Source organism: Lentzea albidocapillata, from assembly GCF_000719115.1.
Taxonomy (GTDB): Bacteria; Actinomycetota; Actinomycetes; order Mycobacteriales; family Pseudonocardiaceae; genus Lentzea; species Lentzea albidocapillata.
Genome location: NZ_JOEA01000005.1, coordinates 1 through 19,036 on the forward strand (window position 1 = coordinate 1; position 19,036 = coordinate 19,036).

The following is a 19,036-nucleotide window of genomic DNA, read 5'->3' on the forward strand; positions in this document are numbered from 1 at the left end:
TACGTGAGGATCTTGGTCAGCAGCGCGTCGTCGGTCTTGAGCTTCTCGATCGTCGCGGCATCGATCTTCGCGAACGCCGAGTCGACCGGCGCGAACACCAGGCGGTCGGATGGGTCTGGTTGTCGACCCGTTACGAAACGTGGGCCGACACACCAATCCATGCCGTTCGCGAACCCGAAGACCCACCATGGAACAAGGAGACATCGCCCCGGACTTCACGCTGCCCGACGACACCGGCGAACCCCGTACGCTGTCGAGCTTCCTGGCCTCCGGCCCGGTCGCGCTGTTCTTCTACCCGGCCGCGATGTCCGGCGGTTGCACCACGGAGAGCTGCCACTTCCGCGACCTGGCCGAGGAGTTCGGCGAGGTCGGCGCGCACAGGATCGGGATCAGCCCGGACGCGGTGGGAGCACAGCACCGGTTCTCCACCACGTACGGCTTCGACTACCCGCTCCTGTCCGATGTGGACGGCTCGGTCGCGAAGCAGTTCGGCGCCTGGCGGCGCTTCAGCCCTCTGCACGCGAAGCGGCGGACCTTCGTCATCGGCACCGGCCGCGAGATCCTCGCTGTCATCAAGGGAGAGCTGAAGTTCAACGCCCACGCGGACCTCGCTCTCGAGGTCCTGCGCGGACGTGCCGCCAAGGACGCCTAACCGGCCACCGAGGTGAACACCATCGAGTGCCAGCCGGTCGCGCCGTCCGGGATCGGGGCGGCGCGCTCGCTGGTCTGGGTGGTGCCCTTCCGGTCCGTGGCACGGCATTCCACGGTGTGGTTGCCTTCCTTGAGGTCCAGTTCGATGCGCCACATCCGCCACGTGTCGATGTTGACCTCGCGGCTCAGCGTCGCCTCCTGCCAGGGCCCTCCGTCGACCCGGACCTCGACGCGGTCGATGCCGGTGTGCTGGGCCCAGGCGATGCCCGCCGCGACGAACCTGCCCGCCGGCACCCTCTCGAAGGACTTCGGCCGGTCCACCCTCGACATCACCTTGACCGGGGCCTTCTTCCCCCAGCCGCGCTGCGCCCAGTACGGGTCGAACGTGTCGAAGGTGGTGAGTTCGGCGTCCACCAGCCACTTCGTCGCCGACACGTAGCCGTAGAGGCCCGGCACGACCATGCGGACCGGGAAGCCGCGCTCGATCGGCAACGGTTCGCCGTTCATCCCCAGCGCCAGCATCGCGTTCGAGCCCGGCGCCATGATCTTGTCGACCGGGGTGCCGCACGTCCAGCCGTCCACGCTGGTCGTCGCGAGCTGGTCGGCACCGGGACGCACACCTGCTTCGCGCAGCAGGTCGGGCAGGGAGACGCCGATGAAGTTCGACGTGGAGATGTACGGGCCGCCGACCTCGTTGGACACGCACACCAGCGTGATCGTCTTCTCCACCAGCGGACGCCGCAGCAGATCGTCGTAGGTGAGCACCAATTCGTTGTCCACCATGCCGTGCACCCGCATGCGCCAGTCCTCGGCGCGCAGGCGAGGCACCGTGAGCGCGGTGTCGACGCGGTAGAACTTCTCGTTCGGCGTGATGAACTGCGGTGTGCCCTCACGGGCGAAGTCGGCGTCGAACGGGATCTCCGGCGCTTTCTCCCTGGGCTGCAACCTGATCGCACGCCGGGAGGCCTCGACGTCCACCCGGCCGGCGAGCAGCTGACCGCCGAGCGCGGAGACCCCGGCACCGACCGCGATCGCCGCGGTCGTCAGCAGGAACCTGCGCCGCTCCGGCACGACCGCGGGCACCGCCTGGGACCACAGCCAGCGGAAAGCGGCGACACCGGCCACGAGGCTCGCCAGCGGGGCGAGCACCGACCACCCGGTCGTCGTCGGCCTGGCCAGCACCGCGGCGATGCCGAGGAGGCCGAGCAGCGCGGCGAGGACGGTGCCGGGCCACGGACTGCGGCGCGACAACAGCCCCGCCACCACGCCGAGGCCCGCGAGCACGACCGCCATGCTGCCGAGCAGCACCAGCTTGTCGTTCTCACCGAACGTACGGATCGCGAAGTCCTTGACCGGATGGGGTGTCAGGTCGATCGCGGTGTTGCCGACGGCGAGGAACGGCGAGGCCAGTGGACTCACCAGCCCTGCGACGAGATGCCCTACCGCCAACGCCACGGCCACCGACACAAGGCCGATGAGGACGGATCGTGTTGCCTTCACATCTGTTGTTCGGAGCAGACCGCTGAGTGGATTGGCTCACGCACGAGGTTCTGCCGAATCCACAGTGGATCAACGCACAGAACGGGGCACTCACGTCACAGACGTGAGTGCCCAGTTGCCACACGGGTGATGTCAGGCAGGCATCAGGACCGAGTCGATGAGGTACACGGTGGCGTTGGCGGTCTTCACGCCACCACAGATGACGTTGGCGTCGTTGACCTTGATCGCGTTGCCCGAATGCCGGACACCGCGCTGACGAGCGTGGTGAGCAGCGGGTTGTTGCTCGCGGCCACGGCGACCGGGTCAGCGGCCATGCCCGAAACCGAACCGGCGCCGGACGGAACCTGCTTGGCGTAGTCGGCACAACCGGAACCTACGAGGTCCTTGGCCGGATCTGCCATCGCAGCCGAGGACGGCGCGGACGAGGTGGCGGAGGTCGGGGCGGTGCTGGAGCTGCCGGCCATGTCGCCCGAGCCGCAAGCAGCTCCGAACAGGGCGAGCGAGATGGCGCCGGCGGCCAGAGCGGTGCTGCGGACGGTCTTGTTCATGACGGACTTCTCCAAGGGGTGAACGGGGAGGTTGCATCGGTGATTCGCCACCCCTCGGGGAACGGATGGGTCCGGTTATCGACCTGTTACCAACGAGCCCGCGGATCGGGCGTGACCAGGACAAATGATCCACCGGCAGTCCGCGGTCCACAGTCGACGATCAACTCGGCTCACTCCCCCACACGCCAAGCACTTCTGCCCCATGTTCTTCCGTCAGACATCCGCTGACACCACGGGTCAGCTGCGCGTGAATCGTCGAATCCTCGTCGAACGACGCTCGGTGGAGTTTCGACGACGGGTCGCCGGACCTCGTTGTTATCGCTAACTCGCCGTCCGCACAGGCAAGCACCATTGCCATGAACAGCAACCTTGCCACATAGTGTTAACGCTCACTGTCCGAGTCTCCTCTCAATGGTGCAAGGAGCCGGTCCATGCGTTTCCCCCTGCCGCGTGCTGTCCGCTCGTTCCGACGGCGCGCGTTGATCGCTCTCACGGTCGTGTTCGCCGCCGGGGCGGGTGTCGTCGCCACCGGTCCGGTGGCGGCGGCCGCCGGCCCTGTGCCGCACTACCTGATGACCGCGTTCACGAACAGCAGCGAGTCGAACATGTACGTCTTCGACTCGCCGAACGCGACCAGCTTCACCCAGGTCAGGGCCAACGCCTACACGCCGCCGTCCGGACTGATCCGAGATCCCAGCGTCCTGCGGCACACCGATGGCTACTACTACCTCGTCTACACGACGAACTGGACGGGCGACACCATCGGTTTCGCCCGCAGCGCGGACTACGTGTCCTGGACGTTCCTGCGCAACGTCCGGGTAGGACTCAACGGCGCCACCGGCAGCACGTGGGCGCCGGAGTGGTTCAAGGACTCCGACGGCAGCGTGCACGTGGTCTTCTCCGCGTCCACGGCCGGAACGGCGGGACAGTTCCGCCCGTACCGGATCACCGCGACGAACGCGGACCTCTCGGCGTGGAGCAACCCGGTCGCACTCGGCCTGCCGGCGAACTTCATCGACAGCTTCCTGGTCAAGGTCGGCGGCACGTACCACAACTTCCTCAAGAACGAGACCACGAAGTACATCGAGCACGCCACCGCCACGTCGCTGAACGGGCCGTGGACCTTCGTCGGCACGGGCAACTGGGCGGGCTGGGGTGCCGGACTCGAAGGACCCGCGCTCGTGCGGCTGCCCGACGGCCGGTGGCGGATCTACTTCGACCAGTACGGCCAGCGGCGGTACTTCTACGCGGACAGCACGAATCTCGCGAGCTTCGGCGCCAAGGTCGAACTGGCCGGGCTGTCCGGCGTCGCGCGGCACTTCACCGTGCTGCGGGAGGACTCCGGCGACGGCACGGCGGTCGCCACGGGCGCCCGGTCGCTGCGCTCGGCCAACCTCCCCGACCGGTACGTCCGTCACCGCGACAACCTCGGCTACGTCGAACCGGTGAGCTCGTCCAGCGCCCTGACGGCGCGCCGGGACGCGACGTTCACCGTCGTGGCCGGCCTGGCGAACGCGGGTTGTTACTCGCTGCGCTCGGTGAACTTCCCGGACCGCTACCTGCGGCACTACGGCTTCCGCGTCCGGCTGGACACCAACAGCGGTGACGCGGTGTTCGCCCGCGACGCCACCTTCTGCGGCCGGGCCGGTCTAGCAGGCGGCGGGAGCACGTCGTTCGAGTCGTACTCCCACCCCGGGCGGTACCTGCGCCACCTGAACTACGAGCTGCGCGTCGACTGGCGCACCTCCGGCTCGTCGTTCGCCGGTGACGCGTCCTTCACCGTCACCGCGCCACTGGCCTGAAAGGACAGTCATTGACATCTCTCCCAGCTGAAGCAGGGAGATTCTTCCCTCGCGGGTCGAGTTTTCTGCTTCACAGCCCGTTGCCGCCTGGCTTACCAGCCAGCCGCTCCGCCAACCGCCACACCAGCGGATCAGAGCACGGTCTTTCGCCCTGGGGCGAAACCTCGCCCTTGCCCTGCTTCGCAGGGTCCGTTTCCTCCCCGGTCTGAAGGCCGGGGCATCCACAGAGGAAATCCCGATGAAGACGGTTCTCCTCCGCCTGGCCGTGCTGGCGCTCGCCGCCGTCACCTGCGTGGCCGGGATGCCCGTGCCGCAGGCAGGTGCGACGCCCGCGGTGCGGTACACCAACCCGATCGCGGAACGGCGTGCCGATCCGCACATCTTCAAGCACACCGACGGCTTCTACTACTTCACCGCGACCGTTCCGGAGTACGACCGGATCGTCCTGCGCCGCGCGACCACGATCCAGGGACTGGCCTCGGCGCCGGAGACGGTGATCTGGCGCAAGCACTCCAGCGGCGAGATGGCCGCCCACATCTGGGCACCGGAGATCCACTTCATCAACGGGAAGTGGTACGTCTACTTCGCGGCGGGCCGCAGTGACGACATCTGGCGCATCCGGATGTACGTGCTGGAGAGCTCGAGCGCCAACCCGCTGACCGGAGCGTGGACCGAGCGCGGCCGCATCACGACCCCGTGGGACACCTTCGCCCTGGACGCCTCCACCTTCGTGCACAACGGCGTGCGCTACCTGACGTGGGCGCAGCAGGAACCCGGCATCGCCACGAACTCCAACCTCTACCTCGCCCGCATGGGCGCGAACCCATGGACGATCACCGGCACGGTGACCCGGCTGACGGTGCCGGCACTCGCCTGGGAGACCCGCGGGTACAAGGTGGCGGAGGGACCAGCGGTGTTGCAGCGCAACGGAAAGGTCTTCCTGACCTACTCGGCCAGCGCCACCGACGCGAACTACTGCCTCGGCCTGCTGACCGCGCCGGCGTCGGCGGACCTGCTCAACCCGGCCTCGTGGACCAAGAGTCCGAACCCCGTGTTCACCAGCAACGACGCGACCGGTCAGTACGGGCCCGGCCACAACTCGTTCACGGTGTCCGAGGACGGCAGCAGCGACGTCATGGTCTACCACGACCGCAACTACCGCGACATCAACGGCGACCCGCTCAACGACCCGAACCGCCGCACCCGCGTGCAGAAGGTCTACTACAAGGCCGACGGCACACCGGACTTCGGCATCCCGGTCGCCGACGGGCCGACCCCGGTCAGACTCAGGTCCTATGCCGCCACCGACCGCTTCGTGCGGCACTGGGAGTACCGCGCGCGTCTGGAAGCAGGCGTGGCCCCGCTGGCCGACTCCCAGTTCAGGCTCGTCGCAGGGCTGGCCGGCTCCCGCACCGTGTCGCTCGAGTCGACCAACTTCCCCGGCTACTTCCTGCGGCACCGCAACAACGAGCTGTGGGTCGACCGAAGCGACGGCAGCGCCCTGTTCCGCAACGACGCCAGCTTCACGCAACGAGCAGGCCTCGCCGCGAGCTCGGCGGTGTCGTTCGAGTCGGTGAACTTCCCCGGCCGCCACATCCGAGTCAGCGGCGGACTGCTCTACCTGCAGGCCGTCACCGACGCGCAGGGACGGGCGGACGCGACGTTCGTCCTGGAGTGAGGCGAGCCGGCCGGGTGAGCCGACCGTCCTGATCGGACTGTCACGAGGTCGAACCGGCTGCCGCGGGAGCGAATCCGCGGCAGTCGATTCGACCGTCGAACACAACAGATCTCCGCGCTTCCTCGCATTTTCCGGCCTGTGAGCGCCATACTTCGACCTGCATGGGAAAGCGCTTACCTCTGCGGCTTCGAAGGGAACTCCATGCTCCTGAAACGCACGCCCGCCGTCATCGGCATCGCCTTCTCGCTCCTCTCCACAGCGGTCGCGGGAACCGGCGCGGCGGCGGCCCCCGTCACCGTCCACGTCGCGGGAGACTCCACCGCCTCCACCTACACCTCGGCGCTGGCTCCCCGGGCCGGGTGGGGCCAGGCGCTCCCGGCGTTCTTCTCCCGCGGCGTCGTCACGGCGAACGAAGCGCTCTCGGGAGCCAGCTCGAAGAGCTTCGTGGACCTGGGCCGCCTCGACCGCGTCCTGGCCAAGGTGAAACGGGGCGACCACCTGCTCATCTCCTTCGGGCACAACGACCAGAAGAAGGAGGATCCGGCCCGCTACACCGAGCCGTCGACGACGTACAAGTCCTACCTCTCCCAGTACATCGACAGGAGCCGGGCCAGAGGCGCGAAGCCGGTGCTGGTCACGTCCGTCGAACGACGCCGCTTCACCAGCACCGGAACCGCCTCCCCCTCCCACGGCGCGTACCCGGCGGCGATGCGCGAGCTCGCGGCGGCCAAGGGGGTGCCCCTGATCGACCTCACCGCGTCCAGCACGGCGTTGTGGAACCGCGCGGGTGTCGAGGGAACGAAGAAGTACTTCCTGCACCTGCCGGCCGGGCCGTGGCCCAACTACCCGGACGGGGTCGAGGACAACACGCACTTCCAGGCCGCCGGAGCGATCGAGGTCGCCCGGCTCGTCGCCACCGCCCTGCGCGACCAGCGCCTCCTGCCGCCCGCCTCGTTCCGCCGGCTCACCGCCCCGGTTCCGGCGAGCGCGATCGTCTGGCCGAAGGCCTGACGAAGTCCACATCAGACAACCCCCTGCCTGTCTGGAGAACCCTGTGAGGAAACGCGTTCTGGCCTTGGCCGCGCTCGTCGTACTTCCACTGCTCACCGCCGCCGGTCCCGCGTCGGCCGCCGAACCCGAGTGCGCCCTCGCCGACGCGCCGTCGACCAGCGCGGCGGCCGTGAAGGTCTGGCTCGCCGGCGACTCGACGATGGCGGACCCGCGGACCAGTTGCCCGGTGGGCTGGGGCAACCGGTTCGACCCGCTGTTCACCGCCGACGTCACCGTGGTGAACAGCGCCGTGGCCGGGCGGAGCATCCAGACGTGGCTCTACGAGTCCAACGTGCAGAACACCAAGGACGCGGCGGGCGAGTGCGTGGTGAGCCCGAGGACGTTCCACCAGCGCTGGCGGACGATGCTGGACCCCGCCGCCGGCATGAAGGCCGGTGACTACCTGATGATCCAGTTCGGCATCAACGACGGCAGTCGCGACTGCCCGCGGCACGTCGGAAGCGCGCGCTACAAGGAACTTCTCGGGCTGATGGCCAAGGCGGCCAAGGACCGCGGCGTCACGCCGATCTTCCTCACGCCGGTCTCCGCGATCAGGTGCAGCGGCACCACGGCCGTCGGCACCCGCGGCTTCCTCACCGAGACGGCCGACGCGGCCAGGGCCGCCGGCGTGGCCGTCATCGACCTGCACAAGCTGAGCTACACGCTCTACAACCAGCTCAGGCTGTGCCCCAACGACGGCGACTACACCAAGGGCCCCGTCGGCGCCTTCTTCTGCAACGACCACACGCACTTCGAGGCCGCGGGAGCCGGGCAGATCGCCGGTGTCGTGGCCAAGGCCCTGCGCGACCAACGCATCCCGCTGTCGAACCATCTCAAGTAAAACCCGCCGCACACACCGAAAGGAGAACTTCCATGCTCTCGACCAGGTGGCGCATCGGCGCGGCCGTGGCGGTGGCGGCCGTGCTCGGAGGTCACGCGCCGGCCACCGCGACGCCGCGGGTCATGGCCTGCGGTGACCGGACGTTCAACGCCGAGGCGGTGCTGAACGGCAGCACGTGGACCTCCCGCAACGGTAGCCGGACCGTCTACACCGGCACCGACATGCGATCGGCCGTCCAGGCCGCTCTCAACAGCCTCACCGCCGGACGCACCTCGAAGCAGTGGGTCCTGGTGCGCGGCAGTGGATCGGTCGGCGCGGGCTCGCGGATCTCGTTGCCCAGCTACACCGGCATCGACGTCTGCGGCACGATCAACGTGACCGGCACCGGTTCCGGCGACCAGGCCCCGATCTACTCCAGGGGCACCCGTGACGTCGAGGTGCGCCACCTCAGCGTGACGGGCCGCCCGCTGTACGGGATCTTCCTGCGCAACGTCGACAACGTCGTGCTCGGCCAGATCGACCTGCGGCTGTCGAGCGGGCTCGGCGTGCGCATCGACAACCGCGGCAACACCAGCGTGCGCAGCCGCAACATCAGGATCGACAACGTCTTCGCGTCGGGCGCGAGCAGTCACGCCGTCGAGACCTACGGCGTGGACGGCCTCACGATCGGCACGGTGACCGCTCGCAACGTCGGCGAGTCCGGGCTGCTGCTCAACGACACCATCAACGCCACCGTCGGCACGGTCGACGCGGAGAACGCGGGCGCGGGCACCGGGTACGCGGCGTTCCGCACCGCCAACCGCAACGGCCGCATCGGCACCGGTTACCCCACGAACATCCGGGTCGGCACGGTCCGCGCCCGCGGTGGCGGCCGCGGCGTGTTCTGCGTGTCCGAGAGCGGCGGGCTGACCATCGACCGGATCGACCTCGCGAACACCGGCAACAACGCGGTCCTGATCGAGAACTGCACCAACGTGACCATCGCGGCGCAGAGCGGCACGGTGACCGGTGGCGGCGAGATCCGGCTGGCCGCGCGCTCGGAGTTCCCGAACAACCGCGACATCACCGTCCAGAACCTGACGGTGACGAACTCGTCGGTGCGCGAGAGTCCCTGCGGGACGAACACGACGTTCCGCAACCTCACGCTGAACAACAGCACGTCGAACGTCTGCTCCTGACGGCGACCGGGTGAGTCGTGCCGCCGGACCGGCGGCACGACTCCGGTATTGACAGGGCCCGCGTCTGCGCCAACCATGGAAGCGCTCTCATAACCGGTCTGGACCATTTCTCGGACCGGAGGCCGCCGACCGCCCTGAAGCCGGTCGGGGGGACCTGCTCCCTGCACAAGGAGTCAGATGCGCACTCGAACGAAGTGGTTGAGCGCGCTCGCCGCTCTGGCGGCGACCGCGTCGGTAGCTGTAGCGATCACCCCGGTACAGGCGATCGGCCCTGACCTGCTGCCGATGAACGTCACCAACAACAGCGGCCGGTCCGAGGCCGTGCACCTGTACGTCCTGGGCACCGACATCCGCAACGGGCGCCTCGGCTACGTCAACCAGGCGGGCGCCTTCACGCCGTGGTCGCCGGGCGGCAACCCGCCCACGCCCGCACCGGACGTGTCCATCGCCGGTCCCGGTCCCGGCGGCACCGCCACGCTGCGCGTGCCCCGGTTCATCTCGGGCCGCGTCTACATGTCGTTCGGCGAGAAACTCAAGTTCTTCCTGACCCCCGACGGCCTGGTGCAGCCCGCGCCGTGGGCGTCCGGCGACCCGAACAGCGGCATCCTGTTCGACTGGAGCGAGTTCACCTACAACGACGCCGGCCTGTGGCTCAACAGCTCGCAGGTGGACATGTTCGCGGTACCGCACGCGGTGACCGTGACGGGCGCGAACGGCGCCACGAAGAAGACCGGTGAGCTGAAGCCCGGCGGGCGGGACGCCGTCATCAACGGCATCCGCAACCAGGCGGGCTGGGGCGGGTCGATCATGTCCCGCCCGGACGGCACGGTGCTGCGCGTGCTCGCGCCGGGCAAAGCGGCCGACGTCGGCAACTTCGACCGCAACTACCTGGACTCGTACATCACCCAGGCGTGGAACGCGTACACGGGCAAGACGCTGACCGTGCAGCCGTTCGGTGACCGGCCGGACGTGAAGTACTTCGGCCGCACGTCCGGCAACACGATGAACTTCACGAACCCCGCCGGTCAGCAGGTGGCGTCGTTCGCGAAGCCGTCCACGGCGAACGTGTGGGGCTGCGACGGCGCGCTGCACGCACCCAACGACCAGGTGGTCGGCCCGATCGCACGCACCCTGTGCGCCGCCCTGCACCGCTCCACCCTCGGCCGCATCGACGTGCAGCCCGGCGGCGGCCCGGCCGACTTCTACCAGGGCGCGATCACCAACCACTACTCCCGGCTGGTGCACCAGCACATGGTGGACGGCAAGGCGTACGGGTTCGCGTTCGACGACGTGCAGGCACAGGAGTCGCTGGTGCACGACGGCGACCCGCGCTCGGCCGGGATCATCCTCACCCCGTTCGGCGGCTCCGCTCCCCCGCCCGCGGTCAGCAGCATCGTCAGCGACTGGCACGGCAAGTGCATCGACGTGCCGAACTGGAACTTCGCCGACGGCCAGCGCCTGATCGTGTGGAACTGCACGGGCGGCACGAACCAGAAGTTCGAGTTCGTGGGCGGCACGCTGCGCACCGAGAACAACAAGTGCGTGGACGTGGCGTGGGGTTCGACGGCCAACGGCGCGGCCGTGCAGCTCGCGACCTGCTCCGGCAACCCGGCCCAGCAGTTCGTGCTGAACGGCGCACGTGACCTGGTGAACCCGCAAGCCAACAAGTGTGTGGACATCGCGGAGTGGAACCCGAACAACGACGCGGTCCTGCACATGTGGGACTGCGTCGGCGGTGCCAACCAGAAGTGGCACCGCGGCTGACCTTCGACGCTCGACCGACGCCGGGGCGCATGTGCGCCCCGGCGTTTCCTCATTCACCAGCCGGAAGTGCCTCGCGCGCTCTTCCGTAGGGCACCGCGTTCAGCAAGGTGACGCGGACCGCGGTGCCACTGGGCGTCCGGTAGGTGTGCTGCTCACCTTGGCGGGCACCGTTCACGGCGGCTCCCAGCGGCGAGTCCGGCGAGTAGACCTCGATCGTGCCGTGTTCCGCGCCGTGTACCCCGAGCAGGAACGTCTCGGTCTCACCGGTGTCGTCGAAGCGGACGGTGAGCACCATGCCGGGTTCGGCGACGCCGTCGTCCGGAGGGTCCTCGCCCACGATCGCGTTGGTGAGGAGGGCGTTGATCTGGCGGATGCGCGCCTCTCGATCCCTCCGGGAGGCGAAATCCGGGACAACGCTCTCGTCGTCGCCACGTGCCGGTGCGAGCAGGGTCGTCAGTTCGTTGCGGAGCCGGTGGTGCGCCTGCGGTGACAGCCACACGCGTGGGGTGGTGCTCGTCATTGATGCCTCCGTGACAGGAGTAAGTGCCGTCAGGGCGGTCTGGGGGGAGGTACCGCCCTGACGGCGGGGGCGTCCGTATGAACCGGGTTTGGCGGCCCACGGCTCCCACGGACAGGAGAGAGGTCAGTGGTGGTGGCGGCCGTCGTCGCGGCGTAGCACCGCTTCGAAGTCATGGGCGTAGCCGGTGGCCACGTTCATGAGAATGTCGCGCTGCACGCGGAGGAAGTCGTTCTCCTTGCGCAGCCACGCCAGTTCGGCTCGCTCGCCGCCGGTCAGTGGCGGTTCGATGTCTTCGGCTTCCACGGGGCGATCACCTGAGCGGGTCGAACTCGCGCAGGGCGGCGGGTTGCTTGCCGGTGGTGATCTGCTCCGCCAGCAACCGTCCGGTGACCGGCCCCTGTGCCAGGCCCCACATGCCGTGCCCACCGGCGACGTACACACCCGGAGTCCGGGTCGCCCCGATGAGCGCGCGACCGTCGGGGGTGACCGGGCGGGCACCCACCCAGACGTCGGTGCGGTCCTCCCAGCACACCTCGTCCAGCAACGGCCGGACGGAGGCGATGATCGCGTCCACCCGTGCCTCGTCCAACGGCGCGTCCGGGTCGCGGAACTCCATGGTGCCGGCCACTCGAAGCCCACCCTGATAAGGCGTGCACGCCACGCGCACCTCCGGCAGGTAAATCGGACCGTGAACCGGCTTCCGCACGGGCACGGTGAACGAGTACCCGCGCCCGGCCCGAACCGGAGTGCGCACACCCGTTCGTGCCGCGAGGCCCGTCAGCCAGGCGCCGGTGGCCACCACCGCCGCGTCGGCGGAGATCACGTCGCCGTCCTTCGTCTTCACGATCACCCCGGCGTTGTCCGCGCGGACGTCGACCACCTCGGAAGTGCGGATCGTGGCGCCACGGGCGGCCACAGCGCGGCCCAGCGCCTGGACGAACTCACCGGGGGCGACGAAACGCTGCCCGTCGATGCGCACACCGGCCGCGAGAACGGACGACGCCAGTGGAACCTGATCCCGCAGGTCCGCTGTGGACAGTTCCACGTGTTCGACCGGTTGTCCCGCCACCGCAAGACGTTCCAGCTCTTGCAGGAGCGTCCGCGCCTGTCGGGCGGACGTGAAGGCCGCGGTGAACGGGGCGTCGACGGTGGGAGCTTCGACGCCGTTGGCGGTCAGCACGTCGTAGGCCTCGATGCTCTCCTCGTTGAGGGGAAGGTTCGCCTTCGCCACCCTGCTCCACGACGACCACCGGCAGTGGGCGGCGAAGCGCGTCAGGAACGACCAGAGCAACGGGTCGGCGGTCAGCGGGATGTGCAGTGGCGCGGCCGGGTCGAACAGGGAGCGCAGTCCGTAGCGCAGCACCGCCGGTTCGTTCAGCGGGATGGCGAGGCCTGGCGCGATCCACCCGGCGTTGCCCCAGGACGCGCCCGCCGCGACCCCGGACCGGTCGACCACCGTGACGTCGACACCGCGTTCCTGGAGGAACCACGCCGTCGACAGGCCCACGACACCCGCACCGACCACCACCGCCGACCGCGGACCGCCGTCAAGGCGTTCAGCGCCGTCCATCCCTGCCTCCTGTCATCGCTCGTTGCGATTCCAGGATGCTTCGGACATGGTCCGAACCGGTTGTTCATTCCCTACAATCGCCGGTCAGCGATTGTCGGTTTCCGACACCGTCGCCGCGAGGTCGATCGTCATCGCGATCCGCTTGGCGGCGTCGTCCAGGCCGAGGGTGGTCACGTCGGACATCTTCCGCAGCCGGTTGCGCACGGTGTTGCCGTGCACCCCGAGACGCTCACCGGCGGCGGCCAGATCGCCCTGCGCCTCGAGCCAGGCCCGCAACGTCGCGACGTAGTCGGTGCCGTGTTCGCCGTCGTGTTTGCGCAGGTCGGCCACCGGCCCGCGGGCGGACGCCCGGCCGACCCGCGCGGCGGAGCGCAGACGCTGCAGCAGGATCTCGTCCCACGACTCGTCGTACGCGGGCGCCGCGGTCTCGCCGGCCCGCATCTCGTGCAACGCCAGGCACTCGTCCGCCTCCTGCCGGCCCGCCGGCAGGTCCGCGGGCGCGGCGACCGCGCTGATCCCAGCGGACAGGGTGACGTTCGCCGGTAGCGCCGCCCTCAGCGCGGCCAGCCAGTCCCGCGCCGCACCGACCGGCTCGCCCGGCAGGATCGTGTAGATGCTGTTGGCCGCGAGCGCACTGCGCCCAGGCCGCGACCAGCCGAACCCGCTGGTCGCCTGCTCGAACGCCAGCAACACGGCCGTGTGCCGCTCGACTCCGACGTGTGCGCGCACCGCGACCACCCGGACAGGCCCAGGCGGCAGCCCGAGCTGGCTGATCACCGTCGCGGCGTCCGCCGTGCCCTCCAGCAGCCGGATCACCCACTCCGACTCCACCTGGCGCTCCAGATCTGCACTGGCCCGCAACCGCAGCAGGTGCAGCGCCACGATCCGGGCACCATCGGTCAACGCGGTGCGCCGGGCACCCTCCAGCGGCACCGGGCACGCCACCCAGACCGCCCCCAGCAACTCCCGGCCGACCCGGATCGCGACCACCATCCGCCCGGTCAGGCCACGCTCGGGTGCACCGGAGACGAAGAGCGGCTCGTCGGAGGCCACCAGGTGCGCCCGCACGCCCGCCGCGTCGAACAACTCCCGCACCCACGCGGGCACCTGCCGGCCCATGATGGTCTCCAGCCTCGCCGCGTCGACCTCCTGCTGCGGGCCTGAATAGGCCAGCACGCGCGACAGCTGGTCCTCGATGGTCACGGCACCACCGGTAGCCGCGGCGAGACTGTCGGCCAGCGCGAACAGGTCGGTGGGACCGCGCCCCGACTCGGTCTCCCGGCCTTCGAGCACCAGGCCGTAGACGACACCCGCCAGCTGGCTCCACGACAGGGCCGGATCCGCCAGCACCACCGCGACGCCCTCGGCCTCCCCCACCGCGACAGCGTCCGCCAGGAGCTCCTCACCACCGCGGACGAGCACGACGACAGCACGCGCCGACACCGCCGCACGGACCGCCTCGACCACCGACCCGGCGCCGACGGCGAGGTACACGTCGCCCACCTCGGCCCGGTCGTCCGTGGCATCCCGCAGCACCACACCGCGCAACTCCGCCGACCTCGGCACCGGGCAGCAGCACAACCGGACGCCGTACCCACCCAGCACGTTGACCAGCCGGTCCAGCCTCACCATCAGCGAACTCCCTGTCCCAGCGCTGAGGCCACCGTAGATGCCTGCGCCGCGGGGAGCACCTCCGGCCGCGTCCGGTGGTTCAGGCGATCTGGTCCGCGCAGCTCATCAGGACCGCCGGAGAGGCCTCCGCCGGTGAGCGCTGAAGGTGAGCCTCACCCCACACCCTCACCCCTTCGACGACGGGCAGAACCGTTGCCCCGTAAGGCGTGAGCCGGTACACGACGGGCGCGGGAACCGGTCCGGTCTCGACGCGTTCGACGAGTCCGTCGGCCTCCAGTTCGCGCAGTTGCTCGGTCAGCACCTTGGGCGTGATCGGGGCGGCGCGGCGGCGCAGGCCGGCGAAGTGGGTCTCGTCGTGGGCGAGCCAGTAGAGCAGGGTCAGCTTCCACTTGCCGCCGATCGCGGCGAACGCGGCGGCCATCGGGCAGCCGGGCAACGGGTTGGGGCGCGAGGGGTTACCCGAAGGTGCCTTCTTGTCCATGGCCGCACTCCGCTCCGATAGTCAGGCCATGACCTTGCCACACAAGCGAATCCTCGTCGCGGTCCTCTCCGTTCTCCTGGTGGCCGCGACCGCCTCCTCCGGGAACGCCTCGCAGACCACCGACGGCCAGCAAGACTTCGACTGGGAGATCGGCAGCTGGCGCACCACCGTGCGCGTGCTCGCCGAGCCGTTGTCGGAGTCCGCCGACGAATGGCTCCAGTTCAGCGGAACCAGCGTCGTGCGTCCGTTGATGGACCGGCGCGCGAACGTCGTCGAGCTGAAGATCGCCGGCCCGAGCGGCCGCATCGAAGGCCTCAACCTGCGGCTGTACGAACCCCAGGCGAAGCGGTGGAGCCTGAACTTCGCGAGCATGCGCGACGGCGTGCTCACGCCGGCGGTGTTCGGCGGGTTCCGTGACGGCGTGGGCGAGTTCCTCGGCGACGACCAGCTGGGCGGCCGCCCGATCAAGGTGCGTTTCCTCGTCTTCCGCCAGGGGCCCGACCAGGCCAGGTTCGAGCAGGCGTTCTCCGGTGACGGCGGAGCGACGTGGGAGACCAACTGGATCGCCATCGACCGCCGCGGCCGCTGAACAGCGGGTCAGCACGTGAGCCGCAACTCCCGCGCCGCCGGCATCACCCCGGACCTCGCAAAACGTGAGACAGTGGACAGGTACGCCCGCCGCGGGGCCACCCCCGCAGGCGCGCCTTCACCCCGGAGCGGACGCCGCCTGATCCAGGCGCGTTTCAGCGCTCCCGGTCAGTTCGCACCACTCCACGCCCAGGACCGGGTACAAGCACCACCCCACGAGGGAGATCTCCCATCACCGCTTCTGCGCTCACGCCGACCCCGGCCGCCCCCCGGACCCTCACTGACATCTACGGCCCCGACATCGCCGTTTGCGCACGCCCGGCCCAGGAACCGGCGGTGCCGTCGAGCAGGCACCGCAACACCCGCGACGTCCTGTCCGCCCGCCCCCTCGCCATCGCCGCCGACACCCCCGTGATCACCAGCGCGGGCGGCACCGAACCCAACCTGATCGCCGCCATGCGCGACGGCGGTCTGCCCGTCGGCACCGACGCGCGCGAGTTCAGCAGCGAGGCCGAGTTCGCCCTCCGCGTCACCGAGGCGCTCAGCGACGGCCTGCTGCTGTCCATGGAATACCCGCAGCCCACGAGCCTGTACCCGGACGAACGCTCCGTGAAGAGCGCCGAACTCGTCGGCTACCTCAACAACAAGGCCAGCATCAGCACGTTCGTCGACCCGCGTTTCCAGGCCCGCCGCCAGATCGTCACCACCGCCGAGCTCGCCGAGGCCGCCCCGGCCGAGAAGTCCTGGGTGCTCAAGGCCGCCACCAACGCCGCCCACGGCGCCAGCCTCGACGTCTACCTGCACCGGGCCGGGGAGCTGGTGAACCTGCCCGCGTTCACCGACATCCTCAGCGAGGTGGTCGTCGAGGAGTACCTGAGCATCCACCGCAACTGGGGCGTGCAGCTCTACGTCGCCGCCGACGGCCAGGCCCGCCTGCTCGCCGTGACCGACCAGCGCATCGACGCCGAGGGCGTCTACACCGGCGGCCGTTTCGGGCTCGTCGTCCCGCTTCCCGCCGACCTGCTCACCGAATGCCTGGCGATCGCCCAGCGCGCCGCCGACGTCGGCTACCGCGGCATGTGCAGCCTCGACTGCGCCCAGACCCACGACGGCAGGCTCGTCATGCTCGACCTCAACTTCCGCATCACCAGCGGCTCCATTCCGCTGCTGGCGCTGCACACCATCCGCCCCGACGACCTGGACCGCCCGTCGGAGTCCACGAAACTCACCACCGCCGCGCCCATTTCCGCGCTGCTGGCCGCGCTGAGGCCGGCACTGGTGCGCGGAGGGCTGCTCGTCACCGGCGGCCACGACACCCGCCGCACCGACAACCCGATCAACCAGACCACGCTGCACCTGATCGTCTTCGGCGACGATCCCCACGACGTCGCCACCCGCCGCACCGCGCTGGAAAACATGTACAACCACTGACACGGACGGATTCAGGTGCTGTGGTCCACCTGGCCGGCCTTGTCGTGGAGATAGCGCCGTTCGAGCTGGTTGTCCGTGAGGGCGGCCGCTTCGCGGTAGAGAGCGGCGGCGCCGTCGGCGTCGCCGGTCATCTGGAGCAGGTGAGCCCTGACCGCGCGTTCCCGTTGGTGCGTCAGGGGATTCCGGCCGAGGTGGTGACGCCGGTCGAGGTCGTCGAGCAGGGCCAGCCCGCGGGTGGGGCCGTAGGCGTGCGCCACCGCGACGACCCGGCTGAGCTGGACCGGTGCGGTGGGGGTCAGCCGCTCCAGCCAGAGGTAGAGCGCGGCGATCTGCGGCCAGTCCGTCCGCTCGGGTGACTCCGCCGCGGCGTGCACTGCCGCGATCGCGGCCTGCAGCTGGTAGGGACCGGCCTCGTGCCGGTTCCAGACACTGTCGATCAGCGCGGTGCCTTCCTGGACGAGTTCGGCGTTCCAGCGCGTCCGGTCCTGCTGCTCCAGGGGAACCAGGTCGCCGTCGGCGCTGGTGCGGGCCAGTCTCCGCGACTCGGTGAGCAGCATCAGCGCGAGCAGGCCGGTCACCTCGGCGCTCGGCAGGGTGCCGTGGAGCAGCCGGGTGAGCCGGATCGCCTCCTGGGTCAGGTCCACGCGGGTGAGCTCGGTGCCGGAGGACGTCGTGTAGCCCTCGTTGAAGATCAGGTACAGCACCTGCGTCACGGCCGCCGTGCGGTCCGTCCAGTCGTTGTCGGCGGGCGGCGTGAACCGGGCGCCGGCGCGGGCCAGTTGTTGTTTGGCACGGCTGATCCGCGTGCCCATGGTGTTCTCGGTGGTGCCGTAGGCGTGTGCGATCTCGGCAGTGGTCAGACCGCCCACCGCGCGCAGGGTGAGCGCCACCTGCGAAGTGACCGGCAGTGAGGGATGACAGCACAGCAGCAGCAACGTGAGGCTGTCGTCGACGTCCGCCGGCGGTCCCGCGTCGCGCGACGGTTCGTACAGGGCCAGACCGGCTTCCTGCTCGCGCCGGCGCCGGGCCTGGTCGGAGCGCAGCAGGTCGACCATCTTGCGGTAGGCGATGCGGATCAGCCAGCTGCGCGGGTTGTCCGGGACGCCGTCGGCAGGCCACGTCCGGCTCGCGGCGAGCAGAGCCTCCTGCACGGCGTCCTCAGCGGTGTCGAACTGGCCGAACCGCCGCACGAGCGCGCCGAGCACCTGCGGCGCCTCGGTGCGCAGCAGGTGCTCGACCTGCCCGGTCACGCGCCGAAGTCCTCACCCATGATCGGGCGGATCTCGATCGGCTCGCCCAGCGCGGCGACGATGCGCGCGACGATCTCGACCGCACGCTCGTGGCTCGCGACGTCGATCACGGCGAAGCTCGCGAGGACCTCCTTGAGTTCCGCGAACGGCCCGTCGGTCGCCACCACACCGCCCGCGGTCCTGCGGACCGTGGTGCTGACCGCGGGGTGACCGAGGCCCTCGCTGGTGACGAACTCGCCGCTCGCGACCAGTTCCCGTTCGAACTCCTGGTAGACGGCGAACGCGGCCAGCGCCTCCTCGGACGGGACGTCCGCGGTGGCGGCGTCCCACGCGGCGGCCGGGGTGTAGCTGAGCAGCAGGTACTTCACGACGATTCCTCTCGATCAAGCCCAGGCAACGGTACGACGCTCGGGCGGCGGCACGCGGCGACCTTCGACGTGCTCGCCGCAACCACGTCGCGGGCTCCGCCGTCTCGACACGATCCGAATGTGACCTGAGTCATAGCAGCGTGGTGTCGAGGCCCGTGCGGCGGCTCCGAGGTACCGGCACACG

Annotated in this window: 20 protein-coding genes; 9 read left to right on the plus strand and 11 right to left on the minus strand. The window is 69.7% G+C overall.

Annotation, left to right across the window (positions count from 1 at the left end):
* A partial coding sequence (locus IG04_RS45045; protein ID WP_248782520.1) for a fasciclin domain-containing protein occupies window positions 1–161 on the minus strand: 161 nt, incomplete at its 3' end.
* Window positions 162–187: 26 nt separating this feature from the next.
* On the opposite strand from IG04_RS45045, the gene IG04_RS0107105 reads away from it, so the two are divergent.
* On the plus strand, window positions 188–652 hold the full coding sequence (locus tag IG04_RS0107105; protein WP_030475739.1) for a peroxiredoxin: 465 nt from the start codon (window positions 188–190) through the stop codon (window positions 650–652).
* On the opposite strand, the gene IG04_RS0107110 is transcribed toward IG04_RS0107105, so the two are convergent.
* From IG04_RS0107110 to IG04_RS45050, 3 genes are all read right to left on the minus strand, one after another.
* Window positions 649–2,112 carry a molybdopterin-dependent oxidoreductase gene (locus tag IG04_RS0107110; RefSeq protein ID WP_338043500.1) on the minus strand — a complete coding sequence of 488 codons (1,464 nt, stop codon included), beginning with the start codon at window positions 2,110–2,112 and terminating at the stop codon, window positions 649–651. The two genes, IG04_RS0107105 and IG04_RS0107110, sit on opposite strands and share 4 nt — an antisense overlap.
* 171 nt (window positions 2,113–2,283) lie before the next feature.
* Entirely contained in the window at window positions 2,284–2,376 is a 93-nt protein-coding gene (locus IG04_RS48885; RefSeq protein WP_276326641.1) for a fasciclin domain-containing protein, read from the minus strand.
* Complete coding sequence (locus tag IG04_RS45050) at window positions 2,337–2,699, minus strand: hypothetical protein (protein ID WP_276326653.1); 363 nt, start codon at window positions 2,697–2,699, stop codon at window positions 2,337–2,339. The genes IG04_RS48885 and IG04_RS45050 overlap by 40 nt, the downstream gene beginning before the upstream one ends.
* A gap of 431 nt (window positions 2,700–3,130) precedes the next feature.
* Between IG04_RS45050 and IG04_RS0107125 the strand changes: the two genes are divergently transcribed.
* From IG04_RS0107125 to IG04_RS0107150, 6 genes are all read left to right on the plus strand, one after another.
* A complete protein-coding gene (locus IG04_RS0107125) occupies window positions 3,131–4,501 on the plus strand; it encodes a glycoside hydrolase family 43 protein (RefSeq protein ID WP_051769143.1) in 1,371 nt (456 codons plus the stop codon).
* A gap of 238 nt (window positions 4,502–4,739) precedes the next feature.
* Entirely contained in the window at window positions 4,740–6,179 is a 1,440-nt protein-coding gene (locus IG04_RS0107130; protein ID WP_030475743.1) for a family 43 glycosylhydrolase, read from the plus strand.
* A 201-nt stretch (window positions 6,180–6,380) separates the two neighbouring features.
* Window positions 6,381–7,190 carry a rhamnogalacturonan acetylesterase gene (locus tag IG04_RS0107135; RefSeq protein WP_030475744.1) on the plus strand — a complete coding sequence of 270 codons (810 nt, stop codon included), beginning with the start codon at window positions 6,381–6,383 and terminating at the stop codon, window positions 7,188–7,190.
* 43 nt (window positions 7,191–7,233) lie between these two features.
* Complete coding sequence (locus IG04_RS0107140; protein WP_084400794.1) at window positions 7,234–8,070, plus strand: GDSL-type esterase/lipase family protein; 837 nt, start codon at window positions 7,234–7,236, stop codon at window positions 8,068–8,070.
* Window positions 8,071–8,102: 32 nt separating this feature from the next.
* Complete coding sequence (locus IG04_RS0107145; RefSeq protein WP_036014063.1) at window positions 8,103–9,248, plus strand: hypothetical protein; 1,146 nt, start codon at window positions 8,103–8,105, stop codon at window positions 9,246–9,248.
* 177 nt (window positions 9,249–9,425) lie between these two features.
* Entirely contained in the window at window positions 9,426–11,012 is a 1,587-nt protein-coding gene (locus IG04_RS0107150; RefSeq protein ID WP_030475747.1) for a glycoside hydrolase family 64 protein, read from the plus strand.
* A gap of 49 nt (window positions 11,013–11,061) precedes the next feature.
* Here IG04_RS0107150 and IG04_RS0107155 read toward each other — a convergent pair whose 3' ends face one another.
* From IG04_RS0107155 to IG04_RS0107175, 5 genes are all read right to left on the minus strand, one after another.
* A complete protein-coding gene (locus tag IG04_RS0107155) occupies window positions 11,062–11,532 on the minus strand; it encodes a GreA/GreB family elongation factor (RefSeq protein WP_030475748.1) in 471 nt (156 codons plus the stop codon).
* A 123-nt stretch (window positions 11,533–11,655) separates the two neighbouring features.
* On the minus strand, window positions 11,656–11,835 hold the full coding sequence (locus tag IG04_RS0107160) for a CLASP domain-containing protein (protein ID WP_030475749.1): 180 nt from the start codon (window positions 11,833–11,835) through the stop codon (window positions 11,656–11,658).
* A gap of 7 nt (window positions 11,836–11,842) precedes the next feature.
* Window positions 11,843–13,102 (minus strand): NAD(P)/FAD-dependent oxidoreductase, encoded by a 1,260-nt coding sequence (locus IG04_RS0107165; protein ID WP_030475750.1) that lies wholly within the window; start codon window positions 13,100–13,102, stop codon window positions 11,843–11,845.
* 84 nt (window positions 13,103–13,186) lie between these two features.
* Window positions 13,187–14,734, minus strand: a complete 1,548-nt coding sequence (locus IG04_RS0107170; RefSeq protein WP_030475751.1) for a PucR family transcriptional regulator — start codon at window positions 14,732–14,734, stop codon at window positions 13,187–13,189.
* A gap of 79 nt (window positions 14,735–14,813) precedes the next feature.
* Entirely contained in the window at window positions 14,814–15,215 is a 402-nt protein-coding gene (locus tag IG04_RS0107175; protein WP_245815849.1) for a winged helix-turn-helix transcriptional regulator, read from the minus strand.
* Between the two features lie 28 nt (window positions 15,216–15,243).
* On the opposite strand from IG04_RS0107175, the gene IG04_RS0107180 reads away from it, so the two are divergent.
* Together IG04_RS0107180 and IG04_RS0107185 are read left to right on the plus strand one after the other, a co-directional pair.
* Window positions 15,244–15,804, plus strand: coding sequence for a hypothetical protein (locus IG04_RS0107180; protein WP_144065132.1), 561 nt, complete (start codon window positions 15,244–15,246; stop codon window positions 15,802–15,804).
* A 335-nt stretch (window positions 15,805–16,139) separates the two neighbouring features.
* Window positions 16,140–17,234: an ATP-grasp domain-containing protein gene (locus IG04_RS0107185; RefSeq protein ID WP_030475754.1), complete on the plus strand. Its 1,095-nt coding sequence runs from the start codon at window positions 16,140–16,142 to the stop codon at window positions 17,232–17,234.
* Between the two features lie 11 nt (window positions 17,235–17,245).
* Here the strand turns inward: IG04_RS0107185 and IG04_RS0107190 are convergent, their stop codons facing one another.
* A complete protein-coding gene (locus IG04_RS0107190; protein WP_030475755.1) occupies window positions 17,246–18,484 on the minus strand; it encodes an RNA polymerase sigma factor in 1,239 nt (412 codons plus the stop codon).
* Window positions 18,481–18,852 (minus strand): YciI family protein, encoded by a 372-nt coding sequence (locus IG04_RS0107195; RefSeq protein WP_030475756.1) that lies wholly within the window; start codon window positions 18,850–18,852, stop codon window positions 18,481–18,483. Before IG04_RS0107195 ends, IG04_RS0107190 begins: the two co-directional genes overlap by 4 nt.
* Window positions 18,853–19,036 lie beyond the last annotated feature (184 nt).

Coding starts and splice junctions, on each gene's coding strand:
- IG04_RS0107105 (WP_030475739.1), top strand. CDS start 188: ATGGAACAAGGAGACATCGCCCCGGACTTCACGCTGCCCGACGACACC.
- IG04_RS45050 (WP_276326653.1), bottom strand. CDS start 2,699: ATGAACAAGACCGTCCGCAGCACCGCTCTGGCCGCCGGCGCCATCTCG.
- IG04_RS0107125 (WP_051769143.1), top strand. CDS start 3,131: ATGCGTTTCCCCCTGCCGCGTGCTGTCCGCTCGTTCCGACGGCGCGCG.
- IG04_RS0107130 (WP_030475743.1), top strand. CDS start 4,740: ATGAAGACGGTTCTCCTCCGCCTGGCCGTGCTGGCGCTCGCCGCCGTC.
- IG04_RS0107135 (WP_030475744.1), top strand. CDS start 6,381: ATGCTCCTGAAACGCACGCCCGCCGTCATCGGCATCGCCTTCTCGCTC.
- IG04_RS0107145 (WP_036014063.1), top strand. CDS start 8,103: ATGCTCTCGACCAGGTGGCGCATCGGCGCGGCCGTGGCGGTGGCGGCC.
- IG04_RS0107150 (WP_030475747.1), top strand. CDS start 9,426: ATGCGCACTCGAACGAAGTGGTTGAGCGCGCTCGCCGCTCTGGCGGCG.
- IG04_RS0107155 (WP_030475748.1), bottom strand. CDS start 11,532: ATGACGAGCACCACCCCACGCGTGTGGCTGTCACCGCAGGCGCACCAC.
- IG04_RS0107165 (WP_030475750.1), bottom strand. CDS start 13,102: ATGGACGGCGCTGAACGCCTTGACGGCGGTCCGCGGTCGGCGGTGGTG.
- IG04_RS0107170 (WP_030475751.1), bottom strand. CDS start 14,734: ATGGTGAGGCTGGACCGGCTGGTCAACGTGCTGGGTGGGTACGGCGTC.
- IG04_RS0107175 (WP_245815849.1), bottom strand. CDS start 15,215: ATGGACAAGAAGGCACCTTCGGGTAACCCCTCGCGCCCCAACCCGTTG.
- IG04_RS0107180 (WP_144065132.1), top strand. CDS start 15,244: ATGACCTTGCCACACAAGCGAATCCTCGTCGCGGTCCTCTCCGTTCTC.